Source organism: Streptomyces sp. NPDC059477 (genome assembly GCF_042749375.1).
In the GTDB taxonomy this organism is placed as follows: Bacteria; Actinomycetota; Actinomycetes; order Streptomycetales; family Streptomycetaceae; genus Streptomyces.
In genome coordinates this window covers 60,204-78,108 of sequence record NZ_JBHYUG010000033.1, presented here as the reverse complement: position 1 = coordinate 78,108, position 17,905 = coordinate 60,204, and the positions used below count along the sequence as shown (strand labels likewise).

The following is a 17,905-nucleotide window of genomic DNA, read 5'->3' as shown; positions in this document are numbered from 1 at the left end:
ACGCCCTAGAATCCAAAGGCTTGTCACAACTGAACAGGTGCGCGACTGGGGAAAGCCGGTGGAACGCCGGTTTCCTCCAGAACTCACCTGGAGGAAACCGGCGTTCAAAAGAACTAGACCGGCACGCTGGCCACCCCGGGTTCGAGGAACCGCCTCCCGTTCACCCGCTCGGAAACCCCCTCACGGTCCAGATACGGCGTGATCCCCCCGAGATGGAACGGCCACCCCGCCCCCGTGATCAGACACAGGTCGATGTCCTGCGCCTCGGCGACGACACCCTCGGCGAGCATCAGCCCGATCTCCTGCGCGACAGCGTCGAGCACACGCCCCCGCACCTGCTCCTCCGTCAGCACGGAGTCGCCCTGCCGCAGCAGTGCCACGACCTCGGGATCCAGCTCCGGCTTCCCACTGTCGTAGACATAGAAGCCGCGCTTGCCGGCCGCCACGACCGCCTGGAGGCCGGGGGAGACCGTGAAGCGGTCCGGGAAGGCCCGGTGGAGGGTCTCGGAGACATGGAGCCCGATCGCGGGGCCGACCAGCTCCAGCAGCACCAGCGGGGACATCGGCAGGCCCAGCGGTTCGACCGCCTTCTCGGCGACGGCGACCGGCGTGCCCTCGTCGATGACGTTCTGGATCTCGCCCATGAACCGGGTCAGGACGCGGTTGACGACGAACGCCGGGGCGTCCTTCACCAGGACCGCCGTCTTGCGCAGTTTCTTGGCGACGGCGAACGCGGTGGCCAGGGAGGCGTCGTCGGTCCGCTCACCGCGCACGATCTCCAGCAGCGGGAGGATCGCGACGGGGTTGAAGAAGTGGAAGCCGACGACCCGCTCGGGGTGCTTGAGCTGCGAGGCCATCTCCGACACCGACAGCGAGGAGGTGTTGGTGGCGAGGATCGCGTGCGCCGGGACGACCGCCTCGACCTCGGCGAACACCTGCTGCTTGACGCCGATCTCCTCGAACACGGCCTCGATGACGAAGTCCGCGTCGGAGAATCCCTCCGCCTTGTCGAGCACGCCGGTGACCAGGCCCTTGAGGCGATTGGCCTGGTCCTGGTTGATCCGGCCCTTGCCGAGCAGCTTGTCGAGCTCGGCGTGGACATAGCCGACGCCCTTGTCGACCCGCTCCTGGTCGATGTCGGTCAGCACGACCGGCACCTCAAGGCGGCGCAGGAACAGCAGCGCCAGCTGGGAGGCCATCAGACCGGCGCCGACCACCCCGACCTTGGTGACCGGACGGGCCAGGCTCTTGTCGGGGGCGCCCGCCGGGCGCTTGCCGCGCTTCTGCACCAGGTTGAACGCGTAGATCCCGGCGCGCAGTTCCCCGCCCATGATCAGATCGGCGAGCGCCCGGTCCTCGGCGTCGTACCCCTTCTGGAGGTCGCCGTCCTTGGCGGCGGCGATGATGTCCAGGGCGCGGTAGGCGGCCGGGGCGGCGCCGTGCACCTTGCTGTCGGCGAGGAGACGGCCCTTGGCGACGGCCTGGTCCCAGGCCTCGCCGCGGTCGACGGCGGGGCGCTCGACCGTGATCTCACCCTTGAGCACCTGGGCGGTCCAGATCAGCGACCGCTCCAGGAAGTCGGCGCCCTCGAAGATCGCGTCCGCGATGCCGAGGTCATGGACCTGCTGCCCCTTGAGCTGCCGGTTCTGGTTGAGGCTGTTCTCCACGATCACGGAGATCGCCTTCTCGGCGCCGATCAGGTTCGGCAGCAGCGCGCAGCCGCCCCAGCCCGGGACCAGGCCCAGGAAGACCTCGGGGAGGGAGAAGGCGGGCACCGCCCGGGAGACGGTCCGGTAGGCGCAGTGCAGCCCGACCTCGACACCACCGCCCATGGCGGCGCCGTTGTAGTACGCGAACGTCGGCACGGCCAGCTCCGACAGCCGCTTGAAGACATCGTGGCCGCCCTTGGCGATGGCGAGCGCGTCGGCGTGCTCCTTGACCTGCTCGACGCCCTTGAGGTCGGCGCCGACGGCGAAGATGAACGGCTTGCCGGTGATGCCGACGCCGACGATGTCCCCGGCGGCGGCCTCCTTCTCCACCTGGTCCAGCGCGAGGCCCAGGCGGGCCAGCGAGGCCGGGCCGAAGGTGGTCGGCTTGGTGTGGTCGAAGCCGTTGTCCAGCGTGATCAGGGCGAACCGCCCGGCACCGGACGGCAGGTCCAGATGGCGTACGTGCGCCTCGGTGACGACCTCGTCCGGGAACAGCTCGGCCGCGCCCTTCAACAGTTCGGCGGTGGTGCTCACTTGTCCCCCTCGAAGTGCGGGTTCTCCCAGACGACGGTGGCGCCCATGCCGAAGCCGACGCACATGGTGGTCAGCCCGTAGCGGACCTCGGGCTGCTCCTCGAACTGCCGGGCCAGCTGGGTCATCAGCCGCACCCCCGAGGAGGCCAGCGGGTGGCCGTAGGCGATGGCGCCGCCGTACTGGTTGACGCGGGTGTCGTCGTCGGCGATGCCGTAGTGCTCCAGGAAGGCCAGCACCTGTACGGCGAAGGCCTCGTTGATCTCGAACAGCCCGATGTCGGAGATGGACAGCCCCGCCTGCGCGAGCGCCTTCTCCGTCGCCGGGATCGGCCCGTAGCCCATGACCTCCGGCTCGACGCCCGCGAAGGCGTACGACACCAGCCGCATCCGCACCGGCAGCCCGTGTGCGCGGGCGAACTCCTCGGCGGCGATGATCGAGGCGGTGGCGCCGTCGTTGAGCCCGGCCGCGTTGCCCGCGGTGACCCGCCCGTGCACCCGGAACGGCGTCTTGAGCCCGGCCAGGTTCTCCAGCGTGGTCCCGGGCCGCATCGGCTCGTCGGCGGTGACCAGGCCCCAGCCGGTCTCACCGACCTCCGCGTTGGTGTTGCGCACCGAGATCGGCACCAGATCCTGCTGGATCTTCCCGTTCGCGTACGCCTTGGCGGCCTTCTCCTGCGAGCGCACGGCGTACTCGTCGGCGCGCAGCTTGGTGATGCCGGGGTAGCGGTCGTGCAGGTTCTCCGCGGTCATGCCCATGAACAGGGCCGACTCGTCCACCAGCTTCTCGCTGACGAACCGCGGGTTGGGGTCCACGCCCTCACCCATGGGGTGGCGCCCCATGTGCTCGACACCACCGGCGATGACGGCGTCGTACGCGCCGAAGGCGATCGACCCGGCGGTGGTGGTCACGGCGGTCAGCGCGCCCGCGCACATCCGGTCGATGGAGTAGCCCGGCACGGACTGCGGCAGCCCGGCGAGGATGCCGGCCGTCCGGCCCAGGGTCAGCCCCTGGTCACCGATCTGCGTGGTCGCGGCGATGGCGACCTCGTCGATCTTCGCGGGGTCGAGGGCGGGGTTGCGGCGCAGCAGTTCCCGGATGGCCTTCACGATGAGATCGTCGGCGCGGGTCTCGTGGTAGACGCCCTTCGGGCCCGCCTTGCCGAACGGGGTACGGACGCCGTCGACGAAGACGACGTCCCTGACGGTACGAGGCACGATGGCTCTCCTCCAGGGTGCGGGACACTGAGCGCTTGCTCATCACCATGCTACTTATCAGTAACGTAGCTGCCCACCCCAACGCACGCCAGCGGCAAAGGTCACAGGGGTTCACATGGAACGGGCGTCACGGTCACGCCCGGGCGAGACGCCGGATCACTTCCCGACAGGGGCCAGGGACACGCCGCAAAGGGGCGCGGGGAACTGCGCGACAAGCCACAGACCACCCGCACCCGCGCACCCACAGAAGACCCCTACGCCGCTTTGGCGGAAAACGCACTCACCAGAACCGGCGCCACCAACTCAACCTGCCACTCCCGAGCCCCGTACCCCACGAGCGCGGCGCTCACGGCCTCAACATCCGCGGCAGCGGCCGGCGGCTCCCAGCACACCCTCCGCACCGTGTCCGGCGTGATCAGATTCTCCTGCGGCAGCCCCAGCCGCTCGGCCAGCTCGCTGACCCCCGCGCGGGCCGCGGACAGCCGGGCCGCGGCCACCGGATCCTTGTCCGCCCAGGCCCGCGGCGGCGGCGGCCCCGTGACGGCCTGCCCCGGCTGCGGCAGCCGCGACTCGGGCAGCGCTCTCGCCCGGTCGACGGCGGCCTGCCACTGCTCCAGCTGCCGCCGCCCGGTCCGCTGCCCGAACCCGTTCAGCGCGCCGAGCGCCTGCACGGTGGTCGGCACGGCCAGCGCGGCCTCGACGATGGCGGCGTCGGAGAGCACCTTGCCCGGCGAGATGTCCCGGCGCTGGGCGATCCGGTCCCGGGCCAGCCACAGCTCGCGCACCACGGCCAGCTGCCGGCGCCGCCGCACCTTGTGCATCCCGGACGTCCGCCGCCAGGGGTCCTTGCGCGGCTCGGCGGGCGGCGCGGCGGCGATCGCGGCGAACTCCTGCCGGGCCCAGTCCAGCTTGCCCTGCCGGTCCAGCTCCTTCTCCAGCGCGTCGCGCAGGTCGACCAGCAGTTCCACATCGAGCGCGGCGTAGCGCAGCCACGGCTCGGGCAGCGGGCGGGTGGACCAGTCGACCGCGGAGTGTCCCTTCTCCAGGACGAAGCCGAGGACGCTCTCGACCATCGCGCCGAGCCCCACCCGGGGGAACCCGGCGAGCCGCCCGGCCAGCTCGGTGTCGAAGAGCCCGCTGGGCACCATGCCTATCTCGCGCAGACAGGGCAGATCCTGGGTGGCGGCGTGCAGCACCCACTCGACGCCGGACAGCGCCTCGCCCAGGCCCGACAGATCCGGACAGGCGACGGGGTCGATCAGCGCGGTGCCGGCGCCCTGGCGGCGCAGTTGCACGAGGTACGCCCGCTGTCCGTAGCGATATCCGGAGGCGCGCTCGGCGTCCACGGCGACGGGCCCGGAGCCGGCGGCGAAGGCGGCGATCATGGCGGCGAGGGATTCGGCGTCCGCGATCACCGGCGGAATGCCCTCACGCGGTTCGAGCAGCGGTGTCGGCGCCCCAGGAGCAGCAGTGTCGCCGTCGTCCGGAGGGGCGCCCCCGGTGGTTCGCAGTGAACTGGCTGCTGCGGTGTCTTGGGCGTCGGTCACCTGTCAAGGGTATCCGTGTACGGACGGCGCCCGCCGACGGAACGTTCCGTCGACGGGCGCATGGGGGTCGTAAATCAGTCATGTCGGTGAAAGGGCTCGTTCACCGTGCTCGGGGAGGGGCGGGGACGGGCAGGGGAGTGGCAGGGGACTGGCAGGGGAGTGGCAGGGGAGTGGCAGGGGAGTGGCGAGGGACGTGCAGGGAGCGGATGGGGGCGGGCCGGGATGAGGGCCGTAGGACGGGACCGGAGGGGAGGGCTGTAGGGGGAGCAGAGGGGGGGCCGGGGGAGGGGATCGGTGGGTGTCGGGTCAGTGGATGATGCCGGTCCGCAGGGCCACGGCCACCATGCCGGCGCGGTCGCCGGTGCCGAGCTTGCGGGCGATGCGGGCGAGGTGGCTCTTGACGGTCAGGGCGGACAGGCCCATGGAGACGCCGATCGCCTTGTTCGACTGGCCCTCCGCGACCAGTCGCAGTACCTCGACCTCGCGGCCGGACAGTTCGCGGTAGCCGCCCGGGTGGCTCGGGGAGCCCGGGGGGCGGCGGTGCAGACGGGCGGCGGCGGAGCCGATGGGGGCGGCGCCGGGGCGGGTGGGGAGCCCGACGTTGGTGCGGGTGCCGGTGACGACATAGCCCTTCACACCGCCCGCGAGGGCGTTGCGCACCGCGCCGATGTCGTCGGCGGCGGAGAGGGCGAGGCCGTTGGGCCAGCCCGCGGCGCGGGTCTCCGACAGGAGCGTGAGGCCGGAACCGTCCGGCAGGTGGACGTCCGCGACGCAGATGTCACGCGGGTTGCCGATCCGGGGACGGGCCTCGGCTACCGACGACGCCTCGATGACATCGCGTACGCCGAGCGCCCACAGATGCCGGGTGACGGTGGAGCGGACGCGCGGATCGGCCACGACCACCATCGCGGTGGGCTTGTTCGGACGGTAGGCGACCAGGCTTGCGGGCTGCTCAAGAAGAACGGACACCAGGCCTCCTGGGGTGCGGGACGGGGCCGGCTCGTGGGGATGAAGCCGGTACGAACCGTGCTTTCAAGGTCACAGTCGTCTTCGGCAGTAAACCCGTCGTCCTTTAGAGAATGATCACGATCCAGTGAGTAACAATCCGTGCAATTCGGACACGCGATCGATCGTCCGAAGATCGAATCGGATCGGTCGGGGCCAATTGAGTGGCAGAAAGTGGCCGAATCGACAAAGTGACGGCATGGAAACCCGGCGTTCGGGCGAACACGAGTGAGGGGCACGTCCGGTGGACGTGCCCCTCGGTCTCACGCCCCGTCAGCGACGGGCGGAGAGCTGGTTGGACAGGTGGTTGGAGAGGTGGGGGGAGAGCTGGAGTGGTGGGGCGTGGTGGGGAGAGGAGGGTGGATGGGCGGGCGGGGGCGGGTGGGCGGTCAGCGCGACTGCGACTGCGGTCCCCGCCGCTGCGGCAGCGTCACCACCGACGCGTCGCCCGGCCCGGCCGGCGGCAGCCCCGCGACCTGCGCCAGCAGATCGCACCAGGCCGCCAGATGCGCCGCCGTCTCCGGTACGCCGCCCAGCCCCTCGCGCGGCGTCCAGGACGCGCGGATCTCGATGTGGGAGACGGCGGGGCGCGCGGAGAGCCCGCCGAAGTAGTGCGAACCGGCGCGCGTGACCGTGCCGCTCGGTTCGCCGTACGTCAGTCCGCGGGCCTGGAGCGCGCCGGTCAGCCACGACCAGCACACGTCCGGCATCAGCGGATCGACCGCCATCTCCGGTTCCAGTTCGGCCCGGACCAGCGTCACCAGCCGGAAGGCTCCGCGCCAGGCGTCGTGCCCGTCGGGGTCGTGCAGCAGCACCAGCCGTCCGTCGGCGAGATCCTGCTCGCCGTCCACGACGGTCGCCTCCAGCGCGTACGCGAACGGCGCCAGCCGCTTCGGCGCGGGCACCGCCTCGATCTCCACCTGGGGGCGCACCCGCGCCGACCGCAGCCCCTCCACCGCCGCCCGGAAGACCGGCGGGGCCGTACCGTCCGGAAGCAGTGAACTTTCCCCCGTCTCCTTCGCCTCGTCCATTCCGCCAGCGCCGTCCGACAGTCGTCCCTGAGCCGCCATGCGGGGAAGATTAAGCGGAACGGGGCCCCGGCGCAGGGCAAGACACCCCGTCCACCACGCCCCACCGGCGCGAACGACCCTCCGGACAGCACGGAAGCGGGGGCGCGACGCTGTTCAGGGCGGGGTTTTGCGGGGGTTGGCCCCTCTCCGCCCCATCCCGACGCCCGGGGGCACGACGGCCCACCCGGAGAGGCCGGGCGGGCCCTCGCGGGACGCCGCGCGGCGGGGCCGGGGGCGGCCCATGGCCGGGCGTGATCTGGAGGGCCGGATGGTCCGTCGCCGGGCGTCATGTGGAGGGGCCGGGGCCCTCGCGGGGCGTCACCCGGAGGGGCCGGGCGGCGCCGCCGGACCCCACCTGGACGGGCCGGGCGGCCCATCGCCGGACGACACCCGGAGAGGTCGCGGAACACCCGCCCCAGCCGCCACCGACCTCCGCCGGACGGGCCGCCCCCCTCCTCGCCGGTTCCGCCACAGGGCACCCACCGGACGTGCCGGAGCCCTCCGGGCGGGCATGGTGGCCGTCGATCGGTCGGGTCGGGTGGCCGTCGCCCGGTGCTCGTGCCCGGCGTCGGTGGTGCGTGTTGGTACGGCGCCGGCCTCGCCCAGCCGTACGGCTCCGGCGGGGCGGTTCCCGGCGACAGGCCCACATGACCGTCGGTCGGGCGGGTCGCGTGACCGCGGCCTGAGGTTCGTGGGTGGTGACGGTGGCGTGCGCTGGCAGGGGCCGGCCTCGGCCTCTCCGCACGGCCCTTGAAGGGCGGTGCCCGCCGGGCGGCCCACATGACCGTCGGCCGGCCGGGTCACGTGACCGCGCGGCCCGAGGCTCGTGCTCGGCGTCGGTGGTGCCTGGCGGCATGGCCTTGGCCCCAGCCCCGCCGCACGCCCTCGCCCGACGCCCGGGCAGAGCGGCGCTGGTGGCAGGGGCGTGTGACGGGCGCCGCCCGCGCTGTATGGCCCCGCCCCCCGCCTCCCCGCTGCACGCCCCAGCGGGCCGGCGCCCACGGCGCGGGGCGCGTGACGCCCGTCGCCCGCCCCACGCCTCCCGTCTCACCCCCACCCGAGCCGCCCCCACCCGAGCCACCGCCCACCTCCCACGCCCCCCTAGCCCCCACGCACCCCCCAGCCCCCACGCACCGCCCACCTCCCACGCACCCCCCAACCCCCCACCCCCAACGGGACGCCACGCACCCCCAGCCCCCCACCCCCCACCGGACGCCACCCACCCCCACCCCACGCCCTGCCGAACGGGCAACCGGGGCATGGGAGACTGGCGGGGTGAGTGCCAACGGACGCCCCACGGGCCAGCCCCCTACAGCCACCTATGACTCGGCCTTCCTCAAGGCGTGCAGGCGGGAGGCGGTGCCGCATACGCCGGTGTGGTTCATGCGGCAGGCGGGGCGGTCGCTGCCGGAGTACCGGAAGATCCGCGAAGGCGTGGCGATGCTGGAGTCGTGCATGCGCCCGGACCTGGTCACGGAGATCACGCTTCAGCCGGTGCGCCGCCATGGCGTGGACGCGGCGATCTACTTCAGCGACATCGTCGTACCGCTGAAGGCCATCGGTGTCGATCTCGACATCAAGCCCGGCGTCGGCCCCGTCGTCGAGAAGCCCATCAGGTCGCGGGCCGATCTCGCGCAGCTGCGGGACCTGACCCCCGAGGACGTCTCCTACGTCACCGAGGCCATCGGGCTGCTCACCGCCGAGTTGGGGCAGACCCCGCTGATCGGGTTCGCCGGGGCTCCGTTCACCCTCGCGAGCTATCTCGTGGAGGGCGGGCCCTCGCGGACGTACGAGAACGCCAAGGCGATGATGTACGGCGACCCGGAGCTGTGGGCGGATCTGCTGGACCGGCTGGCCGACATCACCGCCGCGTTCCTGAAGGTGCAGATCGAGGCCGGCGCGAGCGCCGTGCAGCTCTTCGACTCATGGGCCGGAGCCCTCGCCCCGACCGACTACCGGCGTTCCGTGCTGCCCCACTCCGCCAAGGTGTTCCGGGCCGTCGAGGCGTACGGCGTCCCGCGCATCCACTTCGGTGTCGGTACGGGCGAACTGCTCGGCCTGATGGGCGAGGCCGGGGCCGATGTCGTGGGCGTCGACTGGCGGGTGCCGCTGGACGAGGCCGCCCGCCGGGTCGGACCCGGCAAGGCGCTCCAGGGGAATCTCGACCCGACCCTGCTGTTCGCCCCGCAGCCGGCCGTCGAGGCCAAGACGCGCGAGATCCTCGACGCGGCGGCGGGCCTGGAGGGCCATGTCTTCAACCTCGGCCACGGCGTGATGCCGTCGACCGACCCGGACGCCCTGACCCGCCTCGTGGAGTACGTCCACACCCGCACCGCCGCTTGAGAGCCGATCACCAGGCGACGGACCCATCAACGGCACCGTACGAACGCCGGGCGCCCCACGTTTTTTTGGGGCGCGGGGAACTGCGCGACCAGCCACAACGCACCCGCACCCGAAACACAACCCCACGCACCCGCACCCAAAACACCACCCCACCCCTCAGGAAACGCCCCGCACCTTCCGAACCGCCCGCCGCGCGGCGACCAGCACCGGATCCCACACCGGCGAGAACGGCGGCGCGTACCCCAGGTCGAGCATCGTCATCTGCTCCACCGTCATCCCGGCCGTCAGGGCCACCGCCGCCACATCCACCCGTTTCGCCGCCCCCTCGTGCCCCACGATCTGCACCCCCAGCAACCGCCCGGTCCGCCGCTCGGCGAGCATCTTCACCGTCATCAGCGAGGCGCCCGGGTAGTACCCGGCCCGGCTGGTCGACTCGATCACCACCGACTCGAACTCCAGCCCCACCCGCAGCGCGTCCTTCTCCCGCAACCCCGTCCGCGCGATCTCCAGATCGCACACCTTGCTCACCGCGGTCCCCACGACCCCGGGGAACGTGGCGTAACCGCCCCCCACATTGGCCCCGATGACCTGCCCGTGCTTGTTGGCGTGCGTCCCGAGCGGGATGTACCGCTCCTGCCCCGAGACGAGGTCGAGCACCTCGACACAGTCCCCGCCCGCCCAGATGTTCTCGTGCCCGCGCACCCGCATCGCCAGGTCGGTCAGCAGCCCGCCGTGCACCCCGAGCGGCAGACCGGCCGCGCGCGCCAGCGCGGTCTCGGGGCGGACCCCGATCCCCAGGACGACCACGTCCGCCGGATACTCGGCGGCCCCGGTGGCCACCCCCCGCACCCGCCCGTCGTCCCCGGTCAGGATCTCGGTGACCTCGGCGTCGTCGACCATGGTGATGCCGAGGCCCGCCATGGCCTTGTGCACCAGCCGCCCCATGTCGGGATCGAGCGTCGACATCGGCTCGGCGCCACGATTGACGACCGTCACCTCATAGCCGCGGTTGATCAGCGCCTCGGCCATCTCCACGCCGATGTACCCGGCCCCGACGACCACCGCGCGGCGGCCCCGCGTCGCCCCGAGCGTGTCGAGCAGTGCCTGTCCGTCGTCCAGCGTCTGCACCCCGTGCACACCGGGCGCGTCCATGCCCGGCAGATCCGGCCGGATCGGCCGCGCCCCGGTGGCGATCACGAGTTTGTCGTACGACGTCCAGGACCCGGCCCCGGAATCGACGTCCCGCGCGCGTACCCGCCCGCCCGGCACGTCGATCTCCGTCACCTCGGTGCGCATCCGCAGATCGATGGCACGCGCGCGATGCTCGTCCGGCGTACGGGCGATCAGATCGTCCCGCGCCGGTACGTCGCCGCCGACCCAGTACGGGATCCCGCACGCCGAGTAGGAGGTGAAGTGTCCGCGCTCGAACGCCACGATCTCCAGTTCGTCGGGGCCCTTCTGCCGGCGGGCCTGTGACGCCGCGGACAAGCCCGCGGCGTCACCGCCGATCACGACCAGTCGTTCCCGTTCCGGTTTCCGCGCGTCCCGCGTGCCGCTGATGGTCATGGGCCCACGCTACGGGCCCACGCGAGGCCGGTCCCGGCCGCCCCGCTGCGGGGTCAGTCCTTCCCGGAGTCCTCCTGGGGGGCGCCGTCCTCCGACACCGGCCGGGCGGACGGCAGGGGGCCCAGGGCCGTCGTCGCGGGCACCGACTCCGCGCGGCGCGGCAGCCGGGGCCGTACGATCCGCAGCCACACCAGCAGCAGCAGCGCCCCCGCCGCCACGAACGGCAGCACCGCGCCGATCATCACCAGCAGCCAGCGCAGCATCGCCACGAACGCGTCCCAGCCGCCGGAGAGGGCGTCCACGAAGCCGGGGTCGTCGTCCTTGACGTCCGGGTCGATCGGGGTCTCGGTCAGGGTGAGGGTGATGGTCGCCAGCGTGGTCCGGTCCGCAAGGGAGGACTGGCGGGCGAGCAGGGCCTCCAGCTCGGTCTGACGCCTGCTCAGCTCGCCCTCCAGGGTGACCACGTCGCTGAGCTTCTCGGCCTGGTCCATCAGCTCGCGGACCCGGTCCACGCTGGCCCGCTGGGACTTGATCCGGCTCTCGACGTCCACCACCTCGTCGGTGACGTCCTCGGCCTTGGTGGCGCGTTCCAGCAGCTTGCCCGAGCCGACGCCCTCCAGATCGCCCAGGACACCGTCGTAGCGCTCGACGGGCACACGCAGGGTGACATCGGTGTACTCGGCGTCGTCCTCGTCGCGCGTGGTGTGCTCCTCGCCGACATAGCCGCCCGCCCCCTCGACGGCCGTACGCGCCTCCCGCAGCGCCTTGGGCACGTCCTTGACCTGCACGGTCAGGGACGCCGTACGGATGATGTGGCTCGCGGGGAGGCCGGGCTGCTCGGTGGACGCCTCGGTGGCCTCGTCCTTGGCGGCGCCCTCCTGTGCCCCGGCCGCCGCCTCGGCCGCCGCCTTGCCGTCGGCCGCCCCGGCGTCAGCGGAGGAGGTGGCCCGGTCGTCGGCGCCGGTGCAGCCGGTGAGCGCCAGCGCCCCGGCGAGCAGCAGGCCCGCGAGCACCTGGACCGGGCGTCGGACGGGCGGCCGTACGGACGGTCGTACGGGCGGTCTTACGGATCGATGTGCGCGCATCTGCGCCTACCCCCGAGGGTCTTGACGATGTTGACGTGCTGACGTTCTGTCGCTCCTTCGACGCCGGAGCCGGGCCGGACGTTGGACCTCACGGGTCCCGATGCGGTCACGGTCGGGACTCGGGGCGGGCACGGGGGGAGCGGGCCGGTCGTCAGTGGGGTCCGCGCGGGTTGTCAGTGGGGTCTGAGAAGGTGGACGCATGAGCGTTGCTGCTACGGACACCAGGCATGTCGTCGTCATCGGGGCCGGGATCGCCGGGCTCGCCGCCGCGCACCGGCTGCTGGGGCGCGGGGCCTCGGTGACCGTCCTGGAGGCGGCGGACAGAGTGGGCGGCAAGCTGCTGCCGGGGCGGATCGCCGGGGTGCGGGTCGACCTCGGTGCCGAGTCGCTGCTCGCCCGGCGCCCCGAGGCGATCGGGCTGGCCCGCGAGGTGGGTCTCGCCGACCGGCTCCAGCCGCCCGCCACGGCCTCCGCGTCGCTGTGGACGCGCGGCACGCTGCGCCCGATGCCCAAGGGGCATGTCATGGGCGTACCGGGGGCGGCCGACGCGCTCACCGGAGTGCTCTCGGCGGACGGCGTCCGGCGGATCGCCGAGGACGCCGAGCTGCCGCCCACGGAGATCGGTGACGACGTGGCGGTGGGCGGGTTCGTGGCCGCCCGGGTCGGGCGCGAGGTCGTCGACCGGCTGGTGGAGCCGCTGCTGGGCGGGGTCTACGCCGGGGACGCGTACCGCATCTCGATGCGCTCCGCCGTGCCCCAGCTGTTCGAGGCCGCCAAGACGCACACCTCGCTCACGGAGGCGGTCCGCGAGATCCAGGCCAGGGCGGCCGGCGCGGCGGCGGCCGGTCCGGTGTTCATGGGCATCACGGGCGGCGTCGGGACCCTGCCGCTCGCGGTGGCGGACGCGGTACGCGCGCGGGGCGGCGAGATCGTCACCGGGGCCGCCGTGACCGCGCTGCGGCGCGAGCGCACCGGCTGGCGGATCGACGCCGGGGACCGGACCGTGCACGCCGACGCCGTGGTCGTCGCCCTGCCCGCGCCCGCCGCGGCCACCCTTCTGCGCGCCGAGGCCCCGGCCGCGGCGGCCGAGCTGGCGGCGGTGGAGTACGCGTCGATGGCGCTGATCACCCTGGCCTACCGCCGCGCGGACGTCCGTCTCCCCGAGGGCAGCGGCTTCCTGGTCCCGCCGGTCGACGGCCGCGGCATCAAGGCGTCGACGTTCGCCTCCCAGAAGTGGGGCTGGATCGCCGACGAGGACCCGGACACCCTCGTCCTGCGCACTTCCGTCGGGCGGTACGGCGAGACGGCGATCCTGGACCGCCCCGACGCCGACCTGGTGGCCGTCTCCCGGCACGACCTGCGCGAGGCGCTCGGGCTGGCCGCCGCCCCGGTCGAGACCCGGGTGACCCGCTGGCCGGACGGCCTGCCCCAGTACCCGGTGGGCCACCACGCGCGCGTGGCCCGCGTCCGCGAGCACGTGGGCAAGCTCCCCGGGCTCGCGGTGTGCGGCGCGGTCTACGACGGGGTGGGCGTCCCGGCGTGCGTCGCGAGCGCGTACGCCGCCGTCGACCAGCTCGACGGCGACCTGGGGCGTGTCTGACAATTCCCGCCTGCCCCGCGACGCCACGCACGCGCTCCGGGCCGTGCGGCAGCTCACCTCGGCCCCGGTGCGGAGCCCGCACGGCGGAGCGGGAGAATAGCCGCATGAGTGACGACGCCCCCACCACCGACCGGATTCCGAACAAGGGCAAGCTGGCGAAGGACCTCAACGAGGTCATCCGTTACACGCTGTGGTCCGTCTTCAAGCTGAAGGACGTGCTGCCCGAGAACCGCGCGGGGTACGCAGAAGAGGTCCAGGAGCTGTTCGACCAGCTCGCCGCCAAGGACGTCACCGTCCGGGGCACCTACGACGTCTCCGGCCTGCGCGCGGACGCCGACCTGATGATCTGGTGGCACGCCGAGACCAGCGACCAGCTCCAGGAGGCCTACAACCTCTTCCGCCGCACCCGCCTCGGCCGCGCGCTGGAGCCGGTGTGGTCGAACATGGCGCTGCACCGCCCCGCCGAGTTCAACCGCTCGCACATCCCGGCCTTCCTCGCCGACGAGACGCCCCGCGACTACATCAGCGTGTACCCGTTCGTGCGCTCCTACGAGTGGTACCTGCTGCCGGACGAGGACCGCCGCCGGATGCTCGCCGACCACGGCAAGATGGCCCGCGGCTACCCCGACGTGCGCGCCAACACGGTCGCCTCCTTCTCCCTCGGCGACTACGAGTGGGTCCTGGCCTTCGAGGCCGACGACCTCTCCCGCATCGTCGACCTCATGCGCCACCTGCGCGCCTCGGAGGCCCGCCGCCACGTCCGCGAGGAGATCCCGTTCTACACGGGCCGCCGCAAGGACGTGGCGGACCTTGTCGCGGGCCTGGCCTGACCACGCCCCGAGCGCCCCGCGCCGCCCTGCCGGGGCGCGGGGCTGTGGCCGCCGGTTCGCCACCACGCCCCCAAGGGACGCGGGGCCGTGTCGATGCGCGGCTCCGCCGCGCGGGCCCGACCAGCCATGGCGGCGAGCCCGTGGACGGCGTCAGGACGCGCCCTCCGCCTCCGGCTCCGCCCGCCCCTCGCAGGACGCGGACCGCGCCGGAAGCCGCCCCTCCAGCAAGTACGCGTCCACATACCCGTTCACACACGCGTTGGGCCCACCCACCACCCCATGGGACCCCGCGTCCCGCTCCGTCACCAGCACCGCCCCGGAAAGCCGCCGCTGCAACGCCACCGCCCCCCGGTGCGGCGCGGCAGCGTCCCGCTCGGCGGCCACGATCAGCGTCGGCGCCAGCTCACCGACCCCGGTCCGCACGTCGAGAGGCCGCTGACGCGGCACGGCCCAGTACGCGCACGGCAGATTCAGCCACACGTTGTCCCACGTCTCGAACGGCGCCACCCGCGCCAGCCGCGTGTTGTCCCGGTCCCACACCGCGAAATCCGTTGGCCAGGGCGCGTCGTTGCACTCGACGGCCGTGTACACCGCACGGGCGTTCTCCGCCTCCTTCGCCGCCTCCTCGACCGGCGCCGCGATGTCGATCAGCGGCTGCGGATCGCCCTTGAGGTACGCCGACAGCGCGTGCGCGCGATAGGGCCAGTGGTCGTCGTAGTACCCGGCCTCCAGGAACGTCCCTTGCAGCTGTCCGGGCCCGACCTTCCCGCCCGCCGGTTCGGCGGCGAGCCGCGCCCGTACGGTCTCGTAGCTGCGCAGCACCGCGTCCGGTGTGGCACCGAGTCCGTACACGTCGTCGTGGCGGGCCGCCCACACCCGGAAGTCCGCCCAGCGGCCCTCGAACGCGGCGGACTGGGCGAGGTTGCTGTGGTACCAGATCCGCGCCGGGTCGGGATCGACGGCCGAGTCGAACACCATCCGCCGTACGTGCGAGGGGAACAGCTCGGCGTACAGCGCCCCGAAGTAGGTGCCGTACGACGACCCCATGAAGGTCAGTTTCGGCTCACCCAGCGCGGCCCGCAGCACATCGAGGTCGCGGGCGTTGTTGAGCGAGTGGTAGTGCCGCAGATCGCCGCCCGACCGCTCGACGCACCCGCGCGCGTACGCCTTGGCCTGGGCGACACGCTCCTTCTTGTACGACTCCGAGGGGTGCGTCGGGGACTGGCTGGGGCCCTTGAAGAACCGTGCGGGGTCCTGGCAGGACAGCGGCGCCGAATCGCCGACGCCCCGTGGGTCGTAGCCGACCAGGTCGTACGCGGCGGCGAGGCGCTTCCACTCGGGGAGCATGCCGATGAGCGGGAAGTAGCGGCCCGAACCGCCGGGCCCGCCCAGGTTGTAGACCAGGGCGCCCTGTCGGGGCACCTTGCGCTTGCTGTTGCCGGGGTCGGTGTGGGTGGCCCGGACCCGGCTGACGGCGAGCTCGATCTGCTTGCCGCCGGGGTGCGCGTAGTCGACCGGGACGGAGACGGTGCCGCACTCCATGACGCCGGGCAGATCCTCGCCGTCGGCGCAGGAGCCGAAGGCGATACCGGCCACGCGGGCCCGCTCGGCGGCGACCTGGGTGCCGCGCGCCTCGGCCGTGTCCACGAGCGTGGGGGCGGCGCCCGCCGGGGTGGCGGTGAGGGCGGTCAGCAGCAAGGACCCGGCGGCCGAAAACAGGGCGGCGGCTCGCATAGGAGGTATCCCTTCGGTGCACGGGGTGAGGGGTGACAAAAGGGATGCTTGGTTCAGGGATGGGGGAAGGCAAGTACCGACGGCCGGTGTGGCGCACCCAATATGCCGATAAGCACCGCTTTATGACGCCGTCGCTCCCTCACGCGCGGGACGGCTCGAACTGCCGTAGGGCGGGCCGCCGCCCCGCCCTGCCGTCAGCCGCGCAGCAGCCCCCACCCCCGCCTGGCGGCCCGCGCGAGCCGTGCGCCGGGGCGGGCGGGGCGGGGGGCCGGGCCGGACCGGTCGAGCCACCACTCCCGCAACTCCCGGCGGGCGCGCGGGTCCTGCGGCTGTTCGCCGTTCAGAAGGTGGCGGACGAAGTCCAGGGCGTCCCGCCGGTACCCGCCCGCCATCGGCTGCCGGTGGGCGTACGCCAGGAACGCCGGCCGGTAGCCGCCGCCGAGGAGCGCCGCCACCTCGGGCGCCACCTTCGCCACCACGTCCGCCCGCTTCCCGGCGAGCGCCCGCGACTGCACCCGCAGCCGGGCCCGGTCGAACCCCTCGGGCGCGGGCGTACCGGCGACCAGGGCGGAGAGCAGCGCGGTCTGGGCCAGGCCGAGCCGCTGCCGGGCGGGCGCGGCGAGGTCCCCGTCCGGCGCCCCGCCGCCGCCCGCCCCCCGCTCCCCGCCCGGCACGCCCTCGCCGCACCCGGCGCTCCCCTTCCGCCGTCCCTGCGCCACGGCCTCCCGGATGCGCTCGACCTCGCGCTCCAGCTCGCCCGGCTCGGGGAAGTTCTCGTCGCGCTCCAGGAGCACGCCGGGCGGGGCCACCCGGGAGGCGAGGTCGGTGAGGATGTCCAGGACCGGCTCCGGCACCGGGTGGGCGTGGCTGTCGTGCCAGACGCCGTCCCGCTCGAAGCCGCCCGCGACATGGACGTACGCGAGGGCCTCCAGGGGCAGTTCGGCGAGCGCCTCGGCCGGGTCGTCGCCGCTGTTGACGTGGTTGGTGTGCAGATTGGCCACATCGATGAGGAGCCGTACGCCGGTCCGGTCGGCGAGTTCGTACAGGAACTGTCCCTCGGTCAGTTCGTCGCCGGGCCAGGACAGCAGGGCGGCGATGTTCTCGACGGCGAGCGGGACCGGCAGCGCGTCCTGCGCGATGCGGATGTTGGCGCAGAGCACGTCGAGGGCGTCGCGGGTGCGCGGCACGGGCAGCAGATGACCGGCTTCGAGCCGTGGCGACGCGGTGAGCGTGCCGCCCGCCCGGACGAACGCGATGTGCTCGGTGACCAGCGGTGCCCCCAGTGCCTCGGCCCGCTCGGCGAGCGCCGCGAGCCGCCCGGCGTCGGGCCGTTCGGCCCCGCCGAGCCCGAGCGACACCCCGTGCGGTACGACGGTCAGCCCGCGCTCGCGCAGCCGCACCAGCGACTCGGGAAGATGCCCGGGGCAGACGTTCTCGGCGACGACCTCCACCCAGTCGATACCCGGCATCCGCTCCACGGCGTCGGCGATCTCCGGCCGCCACCCGATCCCCGTCCCCAGCCCGCTCCCCGTACCCCGCCCGCTCCCCGGCCCCCGCCCCTGCGCGGGCGACGGTATTCGTGCGGTCCCCCGTGCCTGTGCGGTCGGTGCTGTCCGTGCCGTCCCCCATGCCTGTGCTGTCCCCATGTCCCCTCCTCCTACGGCACCC

The 17,905-nt window shown here is 73.2% G+C and carries 11 protein-coding genes and 1 pseudogene; 3 read left to right on the top strand and 9 right to left on the bottom strand.

Annotated features, from left to right (window positions below; all coding sequences use genetic code 11):
* Nucleotides 1–113 precede the first annotated feature (113 nt).
* The 5 genes from ACFXAZ_RS18825 to ACFXAZ_RS18805 all read right to left on the bottom strand — a co-directional run bounded on the left by ACFXAZ_RS18825 (nucleotide 114) and on the right by ACFXAZ_RS18805 (nucleotide 7,040).
* Nucleotides 114–2,243 carry a 3-hydroxyacyl-CoA dehydrogenase NAD-binding domain-containing protein gene (locus tag ACFXAZ_RS18825; RefSeq protein WP_384591965.1) on the bottom strand — a complete coding sequence of 710 codons (2,130 nt, stop codon included), beginning with the start codon at nucleotides 2,241–2,243 and terminating at the stop codon, nucleotides 114–116.
* Nucleotides 2,240–3,457 (bottom strand): thiolase family protein, encoded by a 1,218-nt coding sequence (locus ACFXAZ_RS18820; RefSeq protein WP_384591962.1) that lies wholly within the window; start codon nucleotides 3,455–3,457, stop codon nucleotides 2,240–2,242. The genes ACFXAZ_RS18825 and ACFXAZ_RS18820 overlap by 4 nt, the downstream gene beginning before the upstream one ends.
* A gap of 254 nt (nucleotides 3,458–3,711) precedes the next feature.
* Nucleotides 3,712–5,004 (bottom strand): HRDC domain-containing protein, encoded by a 1,293-nt coding sequence (locus ACFXAZ_RS18815; protein WP_384591959.1) that lies wholly within the window; start codon nucleotides 5,002–5,004, stop codon nucleotides 3,712–3,714.
* 306 nt (nucleotides 5,005–5,310) lie between these two features.
* A complete protein-coding gene (locus tag ACFXAZ_RS18810; RefSeq protein ID WP_384591956.1) occupies nucleotides 5,311–5,973 on the bottom strand; it encodes a LuxR C-terminal-related transcriptional regulator in 663 nt (220 codons plus the stop codon).
* A 425-nt stretch (nucleotides 5,974–6,398) separates the two neighbouring features.
* Nucleotides 6,399–7,040 (bottom strand): DUF3000 domain-containing protein, encoded by a 642-nt coding sequence (locus ACFXAZ_RS18805; RefSeq protein WP_384591985.1) that lies wholly within the window; start codon nucleotides 7,038–7,040, stop codon nucleotides 6,399–6,401.
* 1,314 nt (nucleotides 7,041–8,354) lie between these two features.
* On the opposite strand from ACFXAZ_RS18805, the gene hemE reads away from it, so the two are divergent.
* Nucleotides 8,355–9,422 carry a uroporphyrinogen decarboxylase gene (gene hemE / locus ACFXAZ_RS18800; RefSeq protein ID WP_384591953.1) on the top strand — a complete coding sequence of 356 codons (1,068 nt, stop codon included), beginning with the start codon at nucleotides 8,355–8,357 and terminating at the stop codon, nucleotides 9,420–9,422.
* A gap of 156 nt (nucleotides 9,423–9,578) precedes the next feature.
* Here the strand turns inward: hemE and ACFXAZ_RS18795 are convergent, their stop codons facing one another.
* Both ACFXAZ_RS18795 and ACFXAZ_RS18790 read right to left on the bottom strand, forming a co-directional pair.
* Complete coding sequence (locus ACFXAZ_RS18795) at nucleotides 9,579–10,988, bottom strand: FAD-dependent oxidoreductase (RefSeq protein WP_384591950.1); 1,410 nt, start codon at nucleotides 10,986–10,988, stop codon at nucleotides 9,579–9,581.
* A 53-nt stretch (nucleotides 10,989–11,041) separates the two neighbouring features.
* On the bottom strand, nucleotides 11,042–12,073 hold the full coding sequence (locus ACFXAZ_RS18790) for a DUF4349 domain-containing protein (protein ID WP_384591947.1): 1,032 nt from the start codon (nucleotides 12,071–12,073) through the stop codon (nucleotides 11,042–11,044).
* Nucleotides 12,074–12,272: 199 nt separating this feature from the next.
* Between ACFXAZ_RS18790 and hemG the strand changes: the two are divergent.
* A pseudogene (gene hemG, locus ACFXAZ_RS18785) lies at nucleotides 12,273–13,773 on the top strand (protoporphyrinogen oxidase).
* Nucleotides 13,774–13,777: 4 nt separating this feature from the next.
* A complete protein-coding gene (hemQ, locus tag ACFXAZ_RS18780) occupies nucleotides 13,778–14,503 on the top strand; it encodes a hydrogen peroxide-dependent heme synthase (protein ID WP_384591944.1) in 726 nt (241 codons plus the stop codon).
* A gap of 150 nt (nucleotides 14,504–14,653) precedes the next feature.
* Here hemQ and ACFXAZ_RS18775 read toward each other — a convergent pair whose 3' ends face one another.
* Nucleotides 14,654–16,237, bottom strand: coding sequence for an alpha/beta hydrolase (locus ACFXAZ_RS18775; protein WP_384591942.1), 1,584 nt, complete (start codon nucleotides 16,235–16,237; stop codon nucleotides 14,654–14,656).
* 194 nt (nucleotides 16,238–16,431) lie between these two features.
* A complete protein-coding gene (locus ACFXAZ_RS18770; RefSeq protein ID WP_384591982.1) occupies nucleotides 16,432–17,706 on the bottom strand; it encodes a DUF692 domain-containing protein in 1,275 nt (424 codons plus the stop codon).
* Between the last annotated feature and the right edge of the window lie 199 nt (nucleotides 17,707–17,905).

Coding starts and splice junctions, on each gene's coding strand:
- ACFXAZ_RS18805 (WP_384591985.1), bottom strand. CDS start 7,040: ATGGACGAGGCGAAGGAGACGGGGGAAAGTTCACTGCTTCCGGACGGT.
- ACFXAZ_RS18795 (WP_384591950.1), bottom strand. CDS start 10,988: ATGACCATCAGCGGCACGCGGGACGCGCGGAAACCGGAACGGGAACGA.
- ACFXAZ_RS18790 (WP_384591947.1), bottom strand. CDS start 12,073: ATGCGCGCACATCGATCCGTAAGACCGCCCGTACGACCGTCCGTACGG.
- hemQ (WP_384591944.1), top strand. CDS start 13,778: ATGAGTGACGACGCCCCCACCACCGACCGGATTCCGAACAAGGGCAAG.
- ACFXAZ_RS18775 (WP_384591942.1), bottom strand. CDS start 16,237: ATGCGAGCCGCCGCCCTGTTTTCGGCCGCCGGGTCCTTGCTGCTGACC.
- ACFXAZ_RS18770 (WP_384591982.1), bottom strand. CDS start 17,706: ATGCCGGGTATCGACTGGGTGGAGGTCGTCGCCGAGAACGTCTGCCCC.